General features: G+C 63.4%; 23 protein-coding genes and 1 tRNA gene. 9 read left to right on the plus strand and 15 right to left on the minus strand.

Annotation, left to right across the window (positions count from 1 at the left end; genetic code table 11):
- The 5 genes from moaD to AC1RQC_RS02060 form a co-directional block, all read right to left on the minus strand.
- Positions 1-258 (minus strand): molybdopterin converting factor subunit 1, encoded by a 258-nt coding sequence (gene moaD / locus AC1RQC_RS02040; protein WP_043347211.1) that lies wholly within the window; start codon positions 256-258, stop codon positions 1-3.
- 14 nt (positions 259-272) lie between these two features.
- Positions 273-1514, minus strand: coding sequence for a molybdopterin molybdotransferase MoeA (locus tag AC1RQC_RS02045; RefSeq protein ID WP_492813954.1), 1242 nt, complete (start codon positions 1512-1514; stop codon positions 273-275).
- A gap of 217 nt (positions 1515-1731) precedes the next feature.
- Positions 1732-3180: a threonine synthase gene (gene thrC / locus AC1RQC_RS02050; RefSeq protein WP_253928313.1), complete on the minus strand. Its 1449-nt coding sequence runs from the start codon at positions 3178-3180 to the stop codon at positions 1732-1734.
- Between the two features lie 8 nt (positions 3181-3188).
- Positions 3189-4499: a homoserine dehydrogenase gene (locus tag AC1RQC_RS02055; RefSeq protein WP_006161584.1), complete on the minus strand. Its 1311-nt coding sequence runs from the start codon at positions 4497-4499 to the stop codon at positions 3189-3191.
- 54 nt (positions 4500-4553) lie between these two features.
- Positions 4554-5786, minus strand: coding sequence for a pyridoxal phosphate-dependent aminotransferase (locus tag AC1RQC_RS02060; RefSeq protein ID WP_183031328.1), 1233 nt, complete (start codon positions 5784-5786; stop codon positions 4554-4556).
- A gap of 318 nt (positions 5787-6104) precedes the next feature.
- On the opposite strand from AC1RQC_RS02060, the gene AC1RQC_RS02065 reads away from it, so the two are divergent.
- The 5 genes from AC1RQC_RS02065 to AC1RQC_RS02085 all read left to right on the plus strand — a co-directional run bounded on the left by AC1RQC_RS02065 (position 6105) and on the right by AC1RQC_RS02085 (position 10574).
- Positions 6105-6485 (plus strand): Mth938-like domain-containing protein, encoded by a 381-nt coding sequence (locus AC1RQC_RS02065; protein WP_150983650.1) that lies wholly within the window; start codon positions 6105-6107, stop codon positions 6483-6485.
- 145 nt (positions 6486-6630) lie between these two features.
- Positions 6631-7095 carry a peroxiredoxin gene (locus tag AC1RQC_RS02070; protein ID WP_150983651.1) on the plus strand — a complete coding sequence of 155 codons (465 nt, stop codon included), beginning with the start codon at positions 6631-6633 and terminating at the stop codon, positions 7093-7095.
- 371 nt (positions 7096-7466) lie between these two features.
- Entirely contained in the window at positions 7467-9188 is a 1722-nt protein-coding gene (locus AC1RQC_RS02075) for a PhoH family protein (RefSeq protein WP_492813951.1), read from the plus strand.
- Positions 9189-9398: 210 nt separating this feature from the next.
- Positions 9399-9821 carry a hypothetical protein gene (locus tag AC1RQC_RS02080; protein WP_492376381.1) on the plus strand — a complete coding sequence of 141 codons (423 nt, stop codon included), beginning with the start codon at positions 9399-9401 and terminating at the stop codon, positions 9819-9821.
- A gap of 75 nt (positions 9822-9896) precedes the next feature.
- Positions 9897-10574, plus strand: a complete 678-nt coding sequence (locus AC1RQC_RS02085) for a C40 family peptidase (protein WP_492882353.1) — start codon at positions 9897-9899, stop codon at positions 10572-10574.
- A 105-nt stretch (positions 10575-10679) separates the two neighbouring features.
- Here the strand turns inward: AC1RQC_RS02085 and AC1RQC_RS02090 are convergent, their stop codons facing one another.
- The 8 genes from AC1RQC_RS02090 to AC1RQC_RS02125 form a co-directional block, all read right to left on the minus strand.
- Entirely contained in the window at positions 10680-11690 is a 1011-nt protein-coding gene (locus AC1RQC_RS02090) for an inorganic phosphate transporter (RefSeq protein WP_416048916.1), read from the minus strand.
- Between the two features lie 13 nt (positions 11691-11703).
- A complete protein-coding gene (locus AC1RQC_RS02095) occupies positions 11704-12330 on the minus strand; it encodes a DUF47 domain-containing protein (protein ID WP_043347240.1) in 627 nt (208 codons plus the stop codon).
- 211 nt (positions 12331-12541) lie between these two features.
- Entirely contained in the window at positions 12542-13933 is a 1392-nt protein-coding gene (locus AC1RQC_RS02100; RefSeq protein ID WP_043347242.1) for a replicative DNA helicase, read from the minus strand.
- A gap of 251 nt (positions 13934-14184) precedes the next feature.
- Positions 14185-14637: a 50S ribosomal protein L9 gene (rplI, locus tag AC1RQC_RS02105; protein WP_150983655.1), complete on the minus strand. Its 453-nt coding sequence runs from the start codon at positions 14635-14637 to the stop codon at positions 14185-14187.
- A gap of 31 nt (positions 14638-14668) precedes the next feature.
- On the minus strand, positions 14669-14947 hold the full coding sequence (rpsR, locus tag AC1RQC_RS02110) for a 30S ribosomal protein S18 (RefSeq protein ID WP_006163606.1): 279 nt from the start codon (positions 14945-14947) through the stop codon (positions 14669-14671).
- A 3-nt stretch (positions 14948-14950) separates the two neighbouring features.
- Positions 14951-15250 carry a primosomal replication protein N gene (gene priB / locus AC1RQC_RS02115; RefSeq protein WP_043352030.1) on the minus strand — a complete coding sequence of 100 codons (300 nt, stop codon included), beginning with the start codon at positions 15248-15250 and terminating at the stop codon, positions 14951-14953.
- Positions 15251-15324: 74 nt separating this feature from the next.
- The gene (rpsF, locus tag AC1RQC_RS02120; protein ID WP_006163598.1) at positions 15325-15699 is read right to left on the minus strand and encodes a 30S ribosomal protein S6; all 375 of its coding nucleotides are present in this window, start codon (positions 15697-15699) and stop codon (positions 15325-15327) included.
- Positions 15700-15800: 101 nt separating this feature from the next.
- The gene (locus AC1RQC_RS02125; protein ID WP_492882354.1) at positions 15801-16799 is read right to left on the minus strand and encodes an asparaginase; all 999 of its coding nucleotides are present in this window, start codon (positions 16797-16799) and stop codon (positions 15801-15803) included.
- A 229-nt stretch (positions 16800-17028) separates the two neighbouring features.
- Here AC1RQC_RS02125 and lexA point away from each other — a divergent pair, with 229 nt between their 5' ends.
- From lexA to AC1RQC_RS02140, 3 genes are all read left to right on the plus strand, one after another.
- Positions 17029-17685, plus strand: a complete 657-nt coding sequence (gene lexA, locus AC1RQC_RS02130) for a transcriptional repressor LexA (RefSeq protein WP_006163593.1) — start codon at positions 17029-17031, stop codon at positions 17683-17685.
- 108 nt (positions 17686-17793) lie between these two features.
- Positions 17794-17964, plus strand: coding sequence for a hypothetical protein (locus tag AC1RQC_RS02135; RefSeq protein ID WP_170301734.1), 171 nt, complete (start codon positions 17794-17796; stop codon positions 17962-17964).
- Between the two features lie 105 nt (positions 17965-18069).
- A tRNA-His gene (locus AC1RQC_RS02140) sits at positions 18070-18145 on the plus strand.
- Between the two features lie 282 nt (positions 18146-18427).
- Here AC1RQC_RS02140 and AC1RQC_RS02145 read toward each other — a convergent pair.
- Together AC1RQC_RS02145 and AC1RQC_RS02150 are read right to left on the minus strand one after the other, a co-directional pair.
- Entirely contained in the window at positions 18428-18706 is a 279-nt protein-coding gene (locus AC1RQC_RS02145; protein WP_492833100.1) for a hypothetical protein, read from the minus strand.
- Positions 18707-18708: 2 nt separating this feature from the next.
- Complete coding sequence (locus AC1RQC_RS02150; protein ID WP_492376376.1) at positions 18709-19377, minus strand: class I SAM-dependent methyltransferase; 669 nt, start codon at positions 19375-19377, stop codon at positions 18709-18711.
- 359 nt (positions 19378-19736) lie between these two features.
- Here AC1RQC_RS02150 and AC1RQC_RS02155 point away from each other — a divergent pair, with 359 nt between their 5' ends.
- Positions 19737-20678: a DUF808 domain-containing protein gene (locus AC1RQC_RS02155; RefSeq protein WP_492813942.1), complete on the plus strand. Its 942-nt coding sequence runs from the start codon at positions 19737-19739 to the stop codon at positions 20676-20678.
- Positions 20679-20790: the final 112 nt, after the last annotated feature.

The following is a 20790-nucleotide window of genomic DNA, read 5'->3' on the forward strand; positions in this document are numbered from 1 at the left end:
TCAGCCTCCGGTCACGGGCGGAAAAAACGCCACTTCGCAGCCCTCGGCCAACACGCTGTCCGCACTGGCCACCTCGTGGTCCACGGCCATGCGCAAGGCACGGCCCTCGGCCAACACCTCGGCCCACGCGCCGCCGCGGGCTCCAAGCCAATGGCGCAGGTCCGCCACGGTAGCCACCTCGGCCGGCACCGCGACACGCTCCTGCCCCAGGCCCAGCTGCTCGCGCACGCTGGCAAAAAAACGGAGTTCGATGTTCATGGCGGTCTCGCTCCTTATGCCAGCAGGCCGTCGAAACCGATGTACTGCACGGTATCGCCCCGCGCGATCGGCTGATTGGGCGGGTTGTCGACCAGGCCCTCGCCCCACACCGTGGAAGTGAGCACACCCGAGCTCTGGTTGGGGAACAAGTCGAGCCCGCCGGCCTGGTTGAGGCGCACGCGCAGGAACTCGTTGCGGCGGTCGCCCTTGGGCAGGTCGAAATCGGCACGTAGCGGCAGCCGGCGCGGCATCACGTCCTGCACGCCTTGCAGCCGCAGGATGAAAGGCCGCACAAACAGCAGGAAGGTGACGAAGCTCGAGACCGGATTGCCCGGCAGCCCCAGGAAAAATACCGGCGCCTGCCCAGTGCGCGCCACCTCGCCGAAAGCCAGCGGCTTGCCCGGCTTGATAGCGATCTGCCACAGGTTGAGCCGGCCTTCGGCCTCGACCGCCGGCTTGATATGGTCTTCCTCGCCCACCGAGACGCCGCCCGAGGTGATGATCAGGTCATGCCCCTCGGCCGCCCGGCGCAAGGTGTCGCGCGTCGCGGCCAGGGTGTCAGGCACGATGCCGAAATCGCTGACCTCGCAGCCGAGGTTTTCCAGCAGCCCGCGCAGCGTGAATCGGTTGGAGTTGTAGATGGCGCCCGGCTTGAGCGGCTCGCCCGGCATGGCGAGCTCGTCGCCGGTAAAGAACACGGCCACCTTGACGCGCCGCACCACGTCCAGCGACGCCTGCCCCACCGAGGCCGCCAGGCCCAGCGCCTGCGGCGTCAGGCGCGTGCCGGCCGGCAGGATCACGCTGCCGGCGCGGATGTCCTCGCCGGCCCGGCGGATCCACTCGCCCGGCTGCGGCGTGTGATTGACGATCACATCCTCACCCTGCGCCACGCACTGCTCCTGCATGACCACCGCGTCGGCCCCCGGCGGAATCAGCCCACCGGTAAAGATGCGCGCCGCCGTGCCAGCCGCCAGTGCCGTGCCGACATGGCCGGCGGGGATGCGCTGGGCCACGCGCAGGCGCGAGCCTGGCGCCGCCAGGTCGGCGCTGCGCACCGCGTAGCCATCCATCGAGGTGTTGTCAGCCGGCGGCACGTCCAGCGTGCTCGACACCGGCGCGGCCAGCACGCGGCCATTGGCGTCGAGCGTGGCGATGTGCTCTGCCTCGGCAAGCGGGCGGGCGCCGGCCAGCAAGGCTTCGAGGGCCTGGGCCATGGTCAACATGGGGGGGCGGGCGGGCGCGGCGGCTTCGGTCATGAGGAAAACGGGTAAGTGAGACAGCGTAGTCAGCGTAAGCAGCGTAGGCAGTGTCAGACCGCAAACCCATGGCCATTCAGCGCCCATGGGAAACGGCCCGCGTACCGCCCCCGATACATCCGGAGCAATGCGAGGGCCGTGCGATTTCTGCTCGGCAAGTCTGATTGTAGCGAGTTGGCGCGCTGCCGGCAGGAACACCGCCGGCAGCGCCCGGGGCTTACAGGCCGGTGTGGCCGGCGATGTAGGCCTTGATGCGGTCGGCATCCGCCGGCATCACCTCGAAGCGCTGCGGCAGGTTTTCGATGCCTTCAAAGGCTGCCGGACGCTCCGGCTCATGGCCAAGCGCCTCGCGGATGGTGTCGGCGAACTTGGCCGGCAGCGCGGTCTCCAGCACCAGCATCGGCACACCGGGCGTGAGATGCTCGCGCGCGACCTTGATGCCATCGGCGGTGTGGGTGTCGATGGTGATGCCGTAGCGCTCGGACAGGTCGCGGATGGTGGCGAGGCGATCTTCATGCGTGCTGCGGCCCGAGACAAAGCCGAAGGCGCGGATGCGCTCGAATTCCGGTGTGCCGGACAGGTCGAAGCCACCCTTGGTGTCGACGTCTTCGCGGAACATCTTGGCCAGCTTGTCGCCATCGCGGCCCAGCAGGTCGAAGACAAAACGCTCGAAGTTCGACGCCTTCGAGATGTCCATGCTCGGACTGGAGGTGTGATACGTCTCGGCCGACTTGCGCACGCGGTAAGTACCGGTGCGGAAGAACTCGTCGAGCACGTCGTTCTCGTTGGTGGCAACCACCAGCTTGTCGATCGGCAGGCCCATCATGCGCGCGATATGGCCGGCGCAGACGTTGCCGAAATTGCCCGACGGCACGCAGAACGAGACCTTCTGGCCCGGGCCGTCGGTAGCCAGCAGCCAGCCCTTGAAGTAGTACACCACCTGGGCCACCACGCGTGCCCAGTTGATCGAGTTGACCGTGCCGATCTTCTGGCGAGCCTTGTAGCCGAGGTCGTTGGAGACCGCCTTGACAATGTCCTGGCAGTCGTCGAACACCCCTTCCACCGCCAGGTTGAAGATGTTCGGGTCCTGCAGGCTGAACATCTGCGCGGTCTGGAACGCGCTCATCTTGCGGTGCGGGCTTAGCATGAAGACACGGATGCCGCGCTTGCCGCGCATGGCGTATTCCGCAGCGCTGCCGGTATCGCCGGAGGTAGCACCCAGGATGTTCAGCTCCTGTCCGGCACGCGCGAGCGCGTACTCGAACAGGTTGCCGAGCAGTTGCATGGCCATGTCCTTGAAGGCCAGCGTGGGGCCATTGGACAGGCCCAGCAGCTGCAGCTGCGTGCCGCCCTCTTCGCCCAGCGTGCGCAGCGGGGTGATGTCGGCGGTGTTGTCGCCGGGGCGGGCGTTGCAGTACACCTCGGCGGTGTAGGTCTTGCGCGTCAGGGCGCGCAGGTCCTCGGCCGGGATGTCGTCGCAGAAGCGGGACAGGACTTCAAAGGCGAGATCGGCGTACGACAGCTTGCGCCAGGCTTCCAGCTCGTCGGCCGTGACCTGCGGGTACTCCCGGGGCAGGTACAGGCCACCGTCCGGCGCCAGGCCGCCCAGCAGGATCTCGGAGAAGGTTTGCGGCATCTCATGGCCGCGCGTCGACTGGTATTTCATCGGTGCGTTCAGTTCAGTTCTTCCATGCGCAGGCGCGTGACGGCCGACAGCACGGTCGGCAGCGCCTCGATCTTGGCGATGGCGGCGTTGACCTGCTTCTCGAGGGTGAGGTGCGAGAGCATGATGATGTCGGTCTGCGGCTCGCCTTCACGCGACTCCTTCTGCAGCATGGCATCGATGGAGATGCCGGCGTCAGCCAGGATGCGGGTGATGTCGGCCAGCACGCCGGTCTCGTCCGCCACGCGCATGCGCAGGTAGTACGAGCTGGTGACTTCCTCGATCGGCAGCACCGGCACGCTGGACAGTTCGTCCGGCTGGAAAGCCAGGTGCGGCACGCGGTGCTCGGGGTCGGCAGTGTGCAGGCGGGTCACGTCGACCAGGTCGGCGATCACGGCCGAAGCGGTCGGCTCGGCGCCAGCGCCCTTGCCGTAGTACAGCGTGGCGCCCACGGCATCACCTTGCACCAGCACGGCGTTCATGGCGCCTTCCACGTTGGCGATCAGGCGCTTGGCCGGCACCAGCGTCGGGTGCACGCGCAGCTCGATGCCGTTTTCGCGACGGCGCGTCAGGCCCAGCAGCTTGATGCGGTAGCCCAGCTCTTCCGCGTAGCGGATATCCACGGCCGACAGCTTGGTGATGCCTTCCACGTAGGCCTTGTCGAACTGCACCGGCATGCCGAAGGCGATCGAGCTCATCAACGTGATCTTGTGCGCGGCGTCGATGCCTTCGATGTCGAAGGTGGGATCGGCCTCGGCATAGCCCAGCGCTTGCGCTTGCTTGAGCACGGTGTCGAAGTCCAGGCCCTTGTCGCGCATTTCCGACAAGATGAAGTTGGTGGTGCCGTTGATGATGCCGGCGATCCACTCGATGCGGTTGGCGGTGAGGCCTTCGCGCAGCGCCTTGATGATGGGGATGCCGCCGGCTACCGCGGCTTCGAAGGCGACGATCACACCCTTCTTGCGCGCGGCTTCGAAGATCTCGTTGCCATGCACGGCCAGCAGCGCCTTGTTGGCGGTGACCACGTGCTTGCCGTTCTCGATGGCCTTGAGCACCAGCTCGCGGGCGATGCCATAGCCGCCGATCAGCTCGATCACGATGTCGATCTCGGGGCGGGTGACGACCTCGTTGGCGTCGGCCACCACCTCGACCTGCCCACCGGTCAGCTCGCGGGCGCGCTCGGTGTTGAGGTCGGCCACCATGGCAATCTCGATGCCGCGCCCGGCGCGGCGGCGGATTTCTTCCTGGTTACGTTGCAGCACATTGAACGTGCCGCTACCGACGGTTCCGATGCCAAGCAGGCCTACTTTGATGGGATTCATGGACGATCTGACTCTGAGTTGCTGAAAAATGGATTGCGCCGCAAGCGTGCCGGTTCAGGCCGCGCGGCCGTGGCGTTTGCGGTAGGTCTCGAGGAAGCGCCCGACGCGGCTGATGGCCTCGCGCAGGTCTTCCTCGTGGGGCAGGAACACGATACGGAAATGGTCGGGCTTGCCCCAGTTGAAGCCAGTGCCCTGCACCAGCAGCACCTTGGACTCCTGCAGCAGCTCATAAATGAACTCCTGGTCGTCCTGGATCGGGTACATCGACAGGTCGAGCTTGGGGAACAGGTACAGCGCGGCCTTGGGCTTGACGCAGGTGACACCCGGGATCTGCGTGATCAGCTCATGGGCAAGATCGCGCTGGCGGCGCAGGCGCCCGCCTTCGCCCACCAGGTCGTTGATGCTCTGGTAGCCGCCCAGCGCGGTCTGGATGGCCCACTGGGCCGGCACGTTGGCGCACAGGCGCATCGAGGACAGCATGTTCAGCCCCTCGATATAGTCCAGCGCGGGCCGCTTGTCGCCCGACACCACCATCCAGCCGGCGCGGTAGCCGCACGAGCGGTAGTTCTTGGACAGGCCGTTGAAGGTCACGGTCAGCACATCGGTCGACAACGCGGCGATGGACGTGTGGCTATGGCCGTCGTACAGCACCTTGTCGTAGATCTCGTCAGCAAAGATGATCAGGCCGTGTTCGCGCGCGATCGTCACGATGGACTTGAGCAACTCGTCCGAATACAACGCACCGGTGGGGTTGTTCGGGTTGATGACGACGATGGCCTTGGTATTCGGCGTGATCTTGGCGCGGATATCGTCCAGGTCGGGCATCCACTCATTGGCCTCGTCGCACACATAGTGCACCGGGGTGCCGCCCGACAGGCTCACCGCCGCGGTCCACAGCGGGTAGTCCGGCGCCGGGACCAGCACTTCGTCGCCGCTGTTGAGCAGCGCATTCATGGACATCACGATCAACTCGGAGGCACCGTTGCCAACGTAGATGTCGTCCAGCCCCACACCCTCGATATTCTTCTGCTGCGTGTAGTGCATGATCGCCTTGCGCGCGGCGAAGATGCCCTTGGAGTCCGAGTAGCCAGCCGAATTGGGCAGGTTGCGCATCATGTCCTGCTGGATCTCTTCCGGCGCATCGAAGCCGAAGACGGCCAGGTTGCCGATGTTCAGCTTGATGATCTTGTGGCCTTCCTCTTCCATCTGCTTGGCCTTCTCCAGCACCGGGCCGCGGATGTCATAGCAAACATTGTTGAGCTTGTTGGATTTCTGGATCGGTTTCACGGCGATGTTGGCAGGAGGCAAGCGCCACCGGGTAGCGGCGGCTATCTAGGGAATCTGGGTGGAAATGGAGCGGCCCGGGTAGCCTGTGCGCTGCGTTGCAACGCAAAACGTGGCAGGCAGGGAGGCAAAAGCTATAATTTATCGGATTATGACAGACTTCGGCAGGGATTCTTGCATTGCAGCGTGCGCCGCCGGTACCACGGGGCCGCGGCAAAGCCGCCCGGCCCGCCTGCCCCAAAATGCTCTCAACCCGCCCTGCGCTGCCCCGGCCGAGTCGCCGCGCGCGCCGCGAAGGGCAGCGCCAGATAAGGTTCGCCCTTGAAACTCCACGCTGACCAGCCCAATGCCCTCAATACGGTAACGTCGTACGGCCCGGGCTATATCGAAATCAATATGGTGCGCCACACCCAATCCGTGCTGGTCATGCCCGAAGGCGAGATCCGGCCCTGGCCGGTGCAACGCTTCGAAGACCTGGAACCCGCGCACTTCGAGGGCCTGCTGGCGCACTCGCCCGAGGTGGTGCTGCTGGGCACCGGTAGCCGCCTGCGCTTCCCGCATCCCCGGCTGACCGCCTCACTGGCGCGCCTGCATGTCGGGGTGGACGCCATGGATCTGCAGGCCGCCTGCCGCACATACAACATCCTGATGGCTGAAGGCCGCAAAGTGGCGGCCATCCTGCTGCTGGAGGAACCTGCCTGAGCCCGCCCGGCGGCCCGGGAGGCCGGTTCTCTCAAGTTAGGCACACGCCACGCTTGAAGTTAGCCACCCCGCCCCCATCTGCCGCCACCATGGTGGCCGCACTCACGCAGCCGCCCCCTTCCTGTCCCTCCCAGGAGCCATAAGAATGACAACAGCCAGTCTCAGCCAGCCCGTACCCGATTTCAGCGCGCCCGCCACCGGCGGCACGTTCAGCCTTGCCGCCCAGCGTGGCAAGACCGTCGTCCTGTATTTCTATCCCAAGGACAACACCCCGGGCTGCACCACCGAAGCCATGAACTTCCGCGACCAGCATGACGATTTCGTCAAGGCAGGCACGGTGGTCTTCGGCATCTCGCGCGACAGCCTGAAGTCACACGAGAACTTCAAGGCCAAGCTGGAACTGCCCTTCGAGTTGATCTCCGATGGCGATGAAGCCGTGTGCCATCTGTTCGATGTCATCAAGATGAAGAAAATGTATGGCAAGGAAGTGCGCGGCATCGAGCGCAGCACCTTCATCATCGACGGCAAGGGCATCCTGCGCCATGCGCTGCGCGGCATCAAGGTGCCCAACCACGTCGACGAGGTGCTGGAAATCGTGCGCGGACTCTGATCCGGGGCTTGATCCACGGCGATTCAGCCTGGCGCATTAATGCGGCGCAGCAACACCTTCAAAAGTCCTCTCGGCAAGCGATTGCAAAAGAGAAAACCTTCGGATACATTGACCTTTAATGAGTTCAAGATCCGGATGCCACGCTGCTTCATCGTCCCGGCCCAGGCGCACCCTGCCACAGGCCGGTAGCGGACCTGCCGTGTCTCCGGTCCGAAAAAAAGCCGCCAAACCTGCTACCCAGGTTGGCGGCTTTTTTGTTTGTGTGTTTTGTACGCACAGGACACGCTCCCCAAGTACGCGGCGCCATGCGGCCGCGCCAGTGTCCTGCGCCGTTTTCCAGCCGTCTTCTCCCCCTGAAAGGAAAGCCTAGCATGCCGCTGCCGACCATGCCCGCCAAGCCTGCCCAATTGCTTGACCCGAGCGAATTCGCCCCGGTGACCAAGCTGACTAAGGCCAAATCAGCGTCGCAGGGTAAGAAACCTGTGCCGGCGCTGGAGCGTGTGGCCTTGCTGGAAACCGGAACTAGCAAAGCGGAAAATGCGCCGGCCGTGGTGGCCCGCGCCAGCGGTTCGACGCGAGCGCGCACCAAGGATGCGCCGCCGTCCGCGCTGAAGTCCGTGCCGTCGCTGGCCGCCGTGCCCAAGGCTCCCGCCAAGGCCCCCGGCACGACCAACCGTCGCATGCAGAAACACACCGGCCCCAGCAAGCTGTTCGTGTTGGACACCAATGTGTTGATGCACGACCCGTCCTCTCTGTTCCGCTTCGAAGAGCACGACGTCTATCTGCCGATGATGACGCTCGAGGAGCTGGACAACCACAAGAAGGGCATGAGCGAAGTCGCGCGCAACGCCCGCACCGTCAGCCGCACCCTCGATGCGCTGGTGGGCGGCACCGACGGCGTGCTCGACGACGGCTTGCCGCTCGCCAAGCTGGGCAACCGCGACGCGCAGGGCAAGCTGTTCCTGCAAACCAAGCTCAATGAGATCAAGCTGCCCGACGGCCTGCCGCAGGGCAAGGCGGACAACCAGATCCTGGGCGTGGTCAGCGCCCTGCAGCAGCAGTTCCCGGAGCGCCAGGTCGTGCTGGTGTCGAAAGACATCAACATGCGCATCAAGGCGCGCGCGCTCGGCCTGCCCGCCGAGGATTACTTCAACGACCAGGTCCTCGAGGACAAGGACCTGCTGTACTCGGGCGTGATGCTGCTGCCCAACGACTTCTGGGCCAAGCATGGCAAGGGGGTGGAAAGCTGGCAGGACCCGAAGTCCGGCGCGATGTTCTATCGCCTGACAGGCCCGCTGGTGCCTTCTTTCCTGGTCAACCAGTTTGTCTTCCTGGAACCCAGCGACGGCAGCCTGCCGCTGTACGCCCAGGTCAAGGAGATCAACGGCAAGACCGCGCTGCTGCAAACGCTCAAGGACTACACGCACCACAAGAACAATGTGTGGAGCGTGACCGCCCGCAACCGCGAGCAGAACTTCGCGCTCAACCTTCTGATGCATCCGGAGATCGACTTCGTCACCCTGCTGGGCCAGGCTGGTACCGGCAAGACCCTGCTGGCGCTTGCCGCGGGCCTGGAGCAGGTGCTCGACCAAAAGCTCTACAACGAGATCATCGTCACCCGCGCCACCGTGCCGGTCGGCGAGGATATCGGCTTCCTGCCGGGCACCGAGGAAGAAAAGATGCAGCCCTGGATGGGCGCCTTCGACGACAACCTGGAAGTGCTGCAAAAGAGCGACGACAGCGCCGGCGAGTGGGGTCGCGCGGCCACCCAGGAACTGATCCGCTCGCGCATCAAGGTCAAGAGCATGAACTTCATGCGCGGACGTACTTTCGTCAACAAGTTCGTCATCATCGACGAGGCCCAGAACCTGACGCCCAAGCAGATGAAGACGCTGGTAACGCGTGCCGGCCCCGGCACCAAGATCATCTGCCTGGGCAACATTGCGCAGATCGACACGCCTTACCTGACCGAAGGATCGTCCGGCCTTACCTACGTGGTCGACCGGTTCAAGGGCTGGAGCCACAGTGGCCATGTGACGCTGGCGCGCGGTGAACGCTCGCGCCTGGCCGACCATGCCGCGGATGTCCTCTAAGGGGCGGGGGCGCATCATCGCTGAAGACTAAGCTCTCGCAACCTCTGGCACCATCGGATGCCTTGTAGGACCACGACCGGCAGATTTGCCTGCCGGCGTGGCCTAGCATCAAAGCATCCGGAGCGCCCGCCATTTCGGCATCTCGCGTGCCGGCGCTTGGCGGGCGCTTTTTTTTGCCCCTCCCGGCTTGTTGGATCGATGGAGACATTGATGGACAACCACCTGCACCACACACCGCTGCGGCTCGCGCTGGCCAGCAGCGTCGCAATTGCCGCGGCCGCGTTGCTTGCGGGTCCCGCGCTCGCCGCTGACGAAATGGTAATCCGCACCATGGGACCCGTCAGCTACGTCTGCGGCGGCATTGCCGCGGACGAACAACAGCAACTGGCCGCGCAGCAAAAGAACTTCAACATGGGCCTGCTGTTCACCCAGGGTGAGCGCGGCGAATTCCTCGCCGACGTGGCCGTCAAGATGACGCGCGAAGGCCACGAAGTGGCCAGCTTTACCGCTTCCGGGCCCAAGTGCCTGATCAAGGCCCCGCAAGGCAGCTACAATATCGAAGCGACTTATAAGGGACAGGCCAAGTCGGTCAACGTGAGTACGGGCACCTACAACGCGCAATTGCGCTGGTAAGGCGCCAGGGGAGGCACCCTCGCCGCGCTGCACCCCTCACGCCACGGCTCCTGGCCCGGGATCGGACCAAGAAGGATGCCTCTGCGCCAGATAGCCCCTGCCGGAAGACGTGTGCCCAGCCTGACCCACGCCTTCCACACTGCCCGCCTGCCCCTGCTTTGCGCGGCGGCATTGCTGCTCGCCGCCTGCGCTTCGACGCCGCCTGGGCGCTATAGCGCCCAGCCGCGGCCGGCAGGCACCCCCATGGTGGATCCCAGCGCCGGGCTGGAAGAAGTCTCCATCCAGGCGATGTCGCTGGTTGGCACGCCCTATCGCTACGGCGGCAATACGCCTGACTCGGGCTTCGACTGCAGCGGCCTGGTCCGCTATGTGGTGCTGCGCGCCGCCAACGTCAACCTGCCACGCACCACCGAAGCCATGGGCGACCGCGGCGTCTCGCTGGAGCGCAGCCAGGTGGCCTCGGGCGACCTGGTTTTCTTCAATACCACCGGCCGGGCCAATTCGCATGTCGGCATCTATGTCGGGCAGAATCGCTTTGTCCACGCCCCCTCCACCGGCGGCACGGTACGGCTCGAGGACATGACCAAGTCGTACTGGGCCTCCCGGTACAACGGCGCGCGGCGGGTTGCATCGGGAATCAACCAGGCGCCGGCATCGGTCGCGCCCCCGGCCGCACCAGCAGCACCGCCGCCTTCCGTTGCGCCCCCGGCCCCCGTGGATGACGATCCGATTGCCGCGTTCGCCAATCGATAGCCATCGCAATAGCCATCGGCTCCGGCATTCCCGACAAACAAAAAGCCAGGCATAGCGCCTGGCTTTTTGTTTGCTTGTCGAGCGAGAATCCGATGACCCGGAGGCTTAGAGGATCTGCCGGCCAATCCACCATGCGATGGCGGCCATGAAGGCGGATGCGGGAATCGTCAGCACCCAGGCCCAGACGATATTGCCGGCCACGCCCCAGCGCACCGCCGACATCTTCTGCACCGAGCCCACGCCGACAATGGCGCCGGTGATGGTATGGGTGGTCGACACCGGCACGCCCAGCGCCGAAGCAATGAACAGCGTGATCGCGCCGCCCGTCTCCGCGCAAAAGCCGCCTACCGGCTTGAGCTTGGTGATCTTCTGGCCCATGGTGCGCACGATGCGCCAGCCGCCAAACATGGTACCCATGCCGATCGCCACGTAGCAGGAAACGATGACCCAGATCGGCGGCTCCGCACCGCCCTGCGCCACGTGGCCGCTGGCGATCAGCAACATCCAGATGATGCCGATGGTCTTCTGCGCGTCATTGCCGCCATGGCCCAGGCTGTACAGCGATGCCGAGACCAGTTGCAGCCTGCGGAACCAGCGATCGACCCGCGACGGCGGCGTACGGAAGAATGTCCAGGCCACGATCACCATCATCAGCGAGCCAAGCAGGAAGCCCAGCAGCGGCGAAATGACGATAAAAGCCACGGTCTTGAGAAGACCGCCGCCCACCAGTGCGCTGGTGCCGCTCTTGGCCACCGCAGCCCCAACCAAGCCACCGATCAGCGCGTGCGAGGACGACGAGGGAATGCCGTAGTACCAGGTGATCAGGTTCCAGGCAATGGCACCCATCAGGGCACCGAAGATCACGTAGTGATCGACGATGTTGACGTCGATCGTGCCAGTGCCGACGGTTGCCGCCACCTTCAGATGGAAGATGAAAATCGCCACCACATTGCACATGGCCGCCATGGCCACCGCGTGGTGCGGCTTGAGCACGCCCGTCGACACCACCGTGGCAATCGAGTTGGCGGCATCGTGAAAGCCGTTCATGAAATCGAACAGCAGGGCGAGAGCCACCAGCAGGCCAATGACCCACAGGCTCATTTGTATTGTTTGCATGCCGATTTGTGCCTCAGGCGTTTTCCAGGACGATGCCTTCGAGAATGTTGGCGACGTCCTCGCACTTGTCGGTAATGGTTTCGAGCTGTTCGTAGATCGCCTTCAGCTTGATCAGGCGCTTGACGTCCGTTTCGTCGCGGAACAGCTTGGACATGGCGGCGCGCATCACGCGATCAGCCTCGGACTCGAGCTGGTCGATCTGCTGCGCGGTCTTCAGGATGGCGCCGGCATTGCTCATGTCCTCGAGCAGGCCGACCGCGATCTTGACCTGGTCGCAACACTGCACGCAGATGGAGGCCAGCTTGCGCGCCTCATCGGTCAGGCTGGTCACGTCGTACAGCGAGATGGTTTCAGCCACGTCTTCCATCAGGTCGAGGATGTCGTCCATGGTGGTGATGAGCTTGTGGATCTCATCGCGGTCCAGCGGCGTGATGAAGGTCTTGTGCAGCAGGTCGATCGTGTCGTGCGTGATGCGGTCGGCTTTCTTTTCCGTGGCCTGCACGCGGCGAGCGTGGGCCTCGGCATTGGGCAGGTCGTTGACCAGCACTTCCAGCTCGCGGGCGGCGGTCACCGCGCAATCGGCATGCTGGTTGAAGTATTCGAAGAACTTGCCCTCAGTGGGCATGAATCGGCCGAACATGGAATGTTCCTTGTCGAAGCGCGGGGGCGCCGCGGGTAGTTACTGAATCAGGCGGATACGCATTAAACGACAGCCGCCCGAGGGCGGCTGTCATCAAAACGCAATATTTTACAGGTTTGTGCGGCGATGCCGGGGGACTTTGACGCGCGGCAGGCGCGATCGACTGTGGCCACCGAGCCACGATGCCCGGCAAGCCGCGCCAAGACTGGCTTCAGTTGTCGTTGTCGAAGAAGGCGGGGCCACCGCTGAAGTTGTCGAACTTGGTGAACTGCCCCAGGAACGTCAGCCGCACGGTGCCAATCGGGCCATTACGCTGCTTGCCGATGATGATCTCGGACGTGCCCTTGTCCTGCGAATCGGGGTTGTAGACCTCGTCGCGGTAAATAAACAGGATCACGTCGGCATCCTGCTCGATAGCGCCGGATTCACGCAAGTCGGACATCACCGGGCGCTTGTTCGGACGCTGTTCCAGACTTCGGTTCAGCTGGGACAGTGCAATCACCGGGCAGTTGAGTTCCTTGGCCAGGCCCTTGAGCGAGCGCGAGATTTCCGAGATTTCGGTGGCGCGGTTTTCGCCGCCGCCCGAGCCCGACATCAACTGCAGGTAGTCGATGACGATCAGTCCGAGCTGGCCGCACTGGCGCGCCAGCCGGCGTGAACGGGCGCGCAGCTCCATCGAGCTCAGCGCCGGTGTTTCGTCGATGAACAATTGCGCATCGTTCATGCGCTGGATCGCGTGCGTGAGCCGCGGCCAGTCTTCGTCAAGCAGGCGGCCGGTACGCAGGCGGTGCTGGTCAAGCCGGCCGACCGAGCCCAGCATACGCATGGCCAGCTGCGTGCCCGCCATTTCCATCGAGAACACCGCCACCGGCAGGCCCTGCTCCACCGCCACGTGCTCGCCGATATTTAGCGAGAATGCGGTCTTACCCATGGAGGGGCGCCCCGCCACGATGATCAGGTCGCCGGCCTGCATGCCGCTGGTCATGCGGTCCAGGTCGATAAAACCGGTAGGCACGCCGGTGACGTCGGTGCTCGAGTCACGGTGGTACAGCTCGTCGATGCGCTCGACCACCTGGGTCAGCAGCGGCTGGATTTCCTGGAACCCCTTCTGCCCGCGCGAGCCTTCCTCGGCGATGGCGAACACCTTGGATTCCGCCTCGTCGAGCAGCTCCCGCACCTCGCGCCCTTTGGGAGCGAAGGCCGCGGTAGCGATATCGTCGGCCACGGTCACCAGTTTGCGCAGCACCGAGCGCTCGCGCACGATCTCCGCATAGCGGCGGATATTGGCCGCGCTAGGCGTGTTCTGCGCCAGGGAATTCAGATAGGCCAGGCCGCCCACCTCTTCCGCCTTGCCTGCGCCTTGCAGCGACTCGTAGACGGTGATGACGTCGGCCGGCTTGGTAGCGGCGATCAACCGGGAGATGCTCTGGAAGATCATCCGGTGATCGAAGCGATAGAAATCGGCTTCGTTCAGGAAGTCGGCGATACGGTCCCAGGCGGCATTGTCCAGCAGCAGGCCACCCAGCACCGATTGCTCGGCCTCGATGGAATGCGGCGGTACCTTGAGATTGTCTAGTTGGGGGTCTGCGACAGGCGCGTTCATAGGGGGGGATTATAACGGTCGACGCCAGCGAGCCGGCGGAGAATTCGCAGCCGGCAGTTGGGGCATCCTGCCGTGTGACGGCGGGACAACCGGCCCCGTAGCAATCGGGCAACCAGGCAAGCAAGGGGCGCGGCCAAACAAAAAGGCAGGAGCGCGATGCTCCTGCCTTTTTGTTTGGTCAAGCAAGCGGCGCTGGCATCCGGCTCCCACCAGCCCGAAGGACAAGTGGAAACCGGCAGCAAGGCCGATGCTTAGGCGTGTTCGCCCAGGACGGAAACCGTCACGTCGACCAGCACGTCGGTGTGCAGCGAGACGCTGACCGGGTGGTCGCCAACAACCTTCAGCGGACCATTGGGCAGGCGCACTTGCGCCTTCTCGACCTTGAAGCCTTGGCCAGCCAGGGCTTCAGCGATGTCGGCGTTGGTCACCGAACCGAACAGGCGGCCGTCCACACCCGACTTCTGGGTGATCTGCACGGTCAGGCCATTCAGCTTTTCGCCTTCAGCTTGCGAAGCTGCCAGCTTTTCAGCGGCCGCCTTTTCCAGTTCGGCGCGCTTGACTTCGAACTCGCTGATAGCGGTCTGGGTAGCGCGGCGGGCCTTCTTGTTCGGGATCAGGAAGTTACGGGCGTAGCCGTCCTTCACGCGAACGATGTCACCCAGGTTGCCCAGGTTGATGACTTTTTCAAGCAGAATAATTTGCATCGTGTTTTCTCCTTAACGGACCTAGGGCCGATCAGTTCTTGTGCAGGTCGGTGTAGGGCATCAGCGCGAGGAAACGCGCGCGCTTGATGGCCGTGTCGAGCTGACGCTGATAGTGCGCCTTGGTGCCGGTCAGGCGGGCCGGCGTGATCTTGCCGTTGTCGCCGATGAAATCCTTCAGGGTGTCCAGATCCTTGTAGTCGATCTGTTCCACGCCAGCCACGGTGAAGCGGCAGAAGCGCTTGCGCTTGAACAGCGGGTTTTGCTGTTGGAAGCGCTTCTTGTTCTTGTTGTCACGTTTGACGAATGCCATGATTCAATCCTTTTCGAATGCTTTACATCCAGTGATGTGAAAGACGAGAGCCTTGCTGTTGCGGTGCCTGCGGGCCAGGAATCCTTCGCAGTCGAGCATCGCGCCGAGCGGAGTACGCTCAAGCCGCTGGCCGATCTGACCAATTCCCATGGCGGCGATGGCGAACTCCACCTGCCTGGGCGTTTGCGCCTCGACCGTCTCGCCCGCGTACTGCAAGATGCAGTTGACCACGGGGACCCCGGCCGGGGTGTAACGCAAGGCATCGCGTTCCGCGAGCGTTGCGCAGAGCCTTAACTGGTTCAACGCACTCTCCCGCACCGATGCCCGCACTTGCCGCCGCGGCGATCAACGCCGGCGGCAACCACAACAGTCCGCACTTAGGCGGCCTGGACTTCGCTGGTCTGTTGCGCGGCCTTGCGAGCTTCTTCGCGCTGCACTTCCTTCATCATCGGGGACGGTGCGGTTTCAGCCTTCTTGGTCTGAACGATGAGGTGGCGCAGCACTGCATCGTTGAACTTGAACGCGTGTTCGAGTTCAGCCAGGGTTTCCTTGCCGCATTCGATGTTCAGGCAAACGTAGTGAGCCTTGGCCAGCTTCTGGATCATGTAGGCCATCTGACGGCGACCCCAGTCTTCCACGCGGTGGATCTGGCCTTCCTGGGACGTGACCAGCGTCTTGTAACGCTCGATCATGGCCGGGACTTGTTCGCTCTGGTCCGGATGGACGATAAATACGATTTCGTAATGACGCATTGACGCTCCTTTTGGATAAGCTGCCCGAGCGCCATGTCCGGTGCAGCAAGGTTGAATAGCCTTAAAGTATAGCGTGCTTTTACCATCCGGAGCAAGCCGCCTCAGTTTTCGGTGAATAGCGCCTGCAGCGCCGCCGGATCCTTTGCCAGTCCTGGCTCCCCAGCCAGAGCCAGCGCCAGGAGCACACGCGCCTTATAAGGATTGAGGTCGCCGGCCGAAACAAAAACGCCCGACGCCGGCCGGGGAGGCGCTGGAATCGCCACATGCCCCGCCCCTGTGCGCGAACTGCGCACCACTGCCACGCCGGCGCCGGCAGCATCGGTTAGCGCCTCCACCAGCGACTGGTGAACCGACCCGTTGCCAGCGGCCGCCACGACCAGGCCCGACACGCCCGCCTGCGCCAAGGCATCCACCACGATCCGCCCCGGCTCCGCATAGCTAGCCACGATCTCGACCTGCGGCCATGCGCAAGGGACCGGCCAGGCCTTGGCCGGCAAGCGACTGGGGGTACGCACAAAGCGCACGAGGTTGTCCTGAACAAAACCAATCGGCCCGGATACCGGCGACACAAACGCATTCACCGCCGATGTGTGCGCCTTCATCACGTCGCGCCCCGCGTGAATCTCCTGATTGATCACCAGCAGCACGCCCTTTGCCGTCGCGCCAGCATCCGCCGCTACGCGCACCGCATCCAGCAGGTTCAACGGGCCATCCGCCGACAACGAGGTCGACGGTCGCATCGCAGCCGTCAGCACAACTGGCACCCCACCCACGCAGGCCAGGTGCAGCAGCATGGCCGTCTCCTCCAGGGTATCGGTGCCGTGCGTAATGACGATGCCCGACACATCGGGCTGCGCAGACCAGAACGCCACGCGCTCCACCAGCCTGGACCAGAGCGCGAACGACATGTCCTTGCTATCTACCTGCGCAACCTGCTCGGCTTCGATCCGCGCCACCGTGCCCAGCGCCGGCACCGCATCGAGCAGCGCCGTCACCGGCACCGTCGCCGCCTGGTACTTCGCGCTGCTGGCTGGGTTGGAAGAAGAACCGGCAATGGTGCCGCCGGTAGCGAGCACGACGACACGAGGCAGGAGAGACATGGCGGAAATGAGCTCGGGAGCCCCAGAAAAGTTGAACAGTGCGCAACGCAAGACGCTTCAGGTGCCGCGGATTGTAACCCTCCGCCCACTCGCCACGGCACGCGCCAAGACCCGCGGGACGCACCTGTCAATGCGCAAACTCCCAAAAATTCCGCTTGCACTTCACTCGATACTGTATAAAATCACAGCATACTGTTTAAACATACAGTGCTCTCAAACACCGGCGACCATGGCGACCCTGACACCGCGACAGCAGCAGATTTTCGACTTGATCCGCAGCAGCCTCCAGCACACGGGCTTTCCGCCCACGCGCGCAGAGATCGCCGCCAAGTTCGGCTTCTCCTCACCCAATGCAGCCGAGGAACATTTACGTGCCCTGGCCCGCAAAGGCGTGATCGAGCTCACCCCCGGCGCCTCCCGCGGCATTCGCCTCAAGGTCTCCCGTAGCGACTCCGAGCTACCCGACCAGTTCTCCCTGCCTATGGCTGGCGTCATGCAGCTAACCCTGCCATTGGTCGGGCGCGTCGCGGCCGGCAGCCCGATCCTTGCCGCCGAACACATCGACCGCCAATACCAGGTCGACGCATCGGTGTTCGACGTGCAGCCCGACTACCTCCTCCGGGTGCGTGGTCTCAGCATGCGCGACGCCGGCATCCTCGATGGCGACCTGCTCGCCGTCAAGCGCGCCAGCGAAGCCGCCAACGGCAAGATCGTCGTCGCCCGCCTGGGCGACGACGTCACCGTCAAACGCCTCAACCGCCGCGGCGACACCATCGAGCTGATCGCCGAGAACCCCGACTTCCCCAGCATCATCGTGCAAGCCGGCCGCGAAGAGTTCTCACTAGAAGGCATCGCTGTCGGCCTCATCCGCCCCGGCGCCTTCTGACGAGTGCGGCTGAGGCGGGCGATCCCCGTACAAGCCGACACCCGATTGTGCCAACGCACCCGCGTAGCGGGTACCGCTAACTGTTGTTGCAAGTCACCAGGTGTAGCCATGCTGCCAGCCAACCGCCTCTCCGCCCGTCGCCCCGTCAAGCCCGTGCCCTTTCGCCAATCAAAAGGCGTGCGCATCTACCAGGGCGCGCAACGACGCACCATGGTTGGCAGCATGGCCGCTATCTGCCGAATGCTCGAGCTGGAGGAATCCTCCAAGCTGGCCGGTTAAACAGGTGGCACTAAAAAAAATTTGTGCAGAGTACTAGCCATCCGGCTTTTGGCATTGTATGATCTTGTTCTTCGTCGTTCGGCACCAAGCAGAACGACATCGACGGTGGCTGTAGCTCAGTTGGTAGAGTCCAGGATTGTGATTCCTGTCGTCGTGGGTTCGAGTCCCATCAGCCACCCCAGAATTCTTATTAGTATCAACGGCTTACGCTTTACCTAGTCGTTTCACGATACGAACTTTCCCACGGAAAGCGAAATTTTCCCACGGCGCCGTTTTCGTTTTCTGCACTCGCGCGCGCCAAGATCCCTTCTTCCCCCTCTTGCTGTGGCCCACAGCGGTGGATTATTGCTGCCCACGCGCGCGAGTGGCCTCTGCCCCTCCAGCTGGGCTTTGGTGCCGGACTGCCAGCCTTGGGGTCCTCGACGAGGGCCCGCGAGTTCGGGGGGCGCGCCCGACGGCTCAATTAATCGGCAAGAGGAAAGCCGAAGACATCCCGCTCCAGGTCTTGCTCGAATGCCACCGTCCATGCGGCCCCAGCTCCGCCAGGATAGCGCCGAGCCTCGCCGCCGGCTACACGGGCGACGATGACCTCCCGCAAGATACGATTCGGCCCGCCGCTCAACGGAGTGCCTTCCTCCGCAGCCACATCGAAGTCCTCTCGTACAAATCCATGCAGTGCGCAAGCCGACTCGAAACCCTCGCGCTCATCCACTGGCAGTTCGTGGAATAACTTTTGAACCATGGCTATCTCCCAAAGCCTCGCCCGGATCCGGGCATGAGCATTTCGGACATCCCGGGACCGCTCGGCCATGCCATCTGCAAGGCAATCACGCTCCAGGAAATCGAGTCCCGGCCCTGCGTATCCTTACGCTGCCCGCAGTAGCTTTCGGTCAGGCCAACCGCTCGGCCAAGCGCCAGCGTCTCATCGGCAGAAACGTCGAACATCCTTCGACCTCGGGGAATAGGTCCGTGGCGGAGCGACATGATGATCGTGGCGCCCGGCGCTAGCAGCTCCGCGATCGAGTTCATCGCAATGGGTCGTTCGGTGGCATCCAGATGCATCCATACGGCAGTCAGCAGTATCAGCTCAAAATGCTCTCGCCTGGATCGCATCGCCGACAGGTGTGGCAGTGAATCATCCACCCACTCGATCGGCAATGCCGCGTGAATGCGTTGCCCCTCTCGACGCAATTCGCCCGTGGGTTCCACGGCCACAACCCGATGTCCCAAGCGGGCGAGCGCGGCCGCATCGCGGCCTGACCCTGCTCCGATATCCAGAATATTGCTGAGCTCACGTGGAAATAGGTGCAGTACGTCTCGGTGGATATCGTCGAACTGGAGGCTCTCGTACTGCTGCACCAATGCGGCCGCGTTCTCGCCATATCCGGCAGTACTTGCTGCTGCTTTTCTCATTCATGTCCCCTTCTCACTCCCAATGGGGGCGCTTCTGTGCTCATGTTCGGCAAGAGAGGCAGCGTGCCCCCCACCGACGGCGGATAGCAAGCAGGCGTGTAGTTTGGCATATTTCAATTACTCGTTGCTTGACCCCGACGAGACTTCCCGTAGACCGCCCTGCTATCCCGCCGGCGGTCTTTTTTTTTGACGGATGCCCCAGGCGGCTCCGATTCACATCCTGAATTGCCAGCCCCCTAGAGGCGCGACGCCGGAATGGCGATGGTTCGCATCGCTTGCGACGCCTGTGGCACAGTATCGCGCTATGCGCCCTCCGTGCGACGGGGTGCTTTCCTTACGTCTACTTGGGAACCTTGGATATGGCCGGCACCAGCCTGCTTCTGCTGATCGACGACATCGCCTCCATCCTCGACGATGTAGCCACCATGAGTAAAGTGGCGGCCAAGAAAACAGCCGGCGTACTAGGCGACGACCTGGCCTTGAATGCGCAGCAGGTCAGCGGCGTGAAGGCAGAGCGCGAATTACCCGTTGTGTGGGCTGTAGCGTTGGGGTCCTTTCGCAACAAGGTGATTCTGGTGCCGGCAGCTCTGGCGATCAGCGCTGCCGTGCCCGCAGCCATCGTGCCACTGCTGATGGCTGGCGGCGCCTTTCTTTGCTACGAGGGATTCGAGAAGATTGCGCACCGTTTCCTGCATAGCGATTCCACTCAGGGACAAACCGATTCCGAAGCGTCACAAGCGGCAAATCCCGAGACGGATATGGCTGCCTATGAGCAAGCCAAGATTCGCGGTGCGGTGCGCACTGATTTCATCCTGTCGGCGGAGATCATCGTGATCTCGCTCGGGACGGTATCCGGTGCGACATTCGGCACCCAGGTGGCCGTGTTGTCGACCATCTCTTTGATCATGACAGTGGGCGTCTACGGCCTGGTGGCGGGCATCGTCAAGTTGGACGATGCTGGCCTGTATCTTAGCCAGAAGGCTTCCGCCGGCGCGCGAGCCATTGGCCGCGGCATCCTGCGCCTGGCGCCTTGGTTGATGCGCACGCTGTCCGTGATCGGCACAGCGGCGATGTTCCTGGTGGGGGGCGGGATTCTGGTACACGGTATTCCTGCCGTGCATCATCTGGCAGGGCCCACGACTGAGATGCTGGCTGGGGTACCTATGATCGGAGCAGGCCTGGGAATGCTAGGCCCGGTATTGATCAATGCACTGACGGGCATCGTAGCGGGTGCACTGGTCACGGCTATAGTCGCCATTGCGAAACTTGGCATGCGCGCCCTGCGACCATCGGCGAGCTAATTTATTTCTTGCTTTCGAGATATTCGAAAGCAGATGCCGCAAAAGCAAAACCCCCCAGTACTTTCGTACTGGGGGGTTTCAAGGGAGAGCCTGGCGATTACCTACTTTCACA

The sequence above is a fragment of the Cupriavidus sp. GW822-FHT03E04 genome (assembly GCF_058801495.1).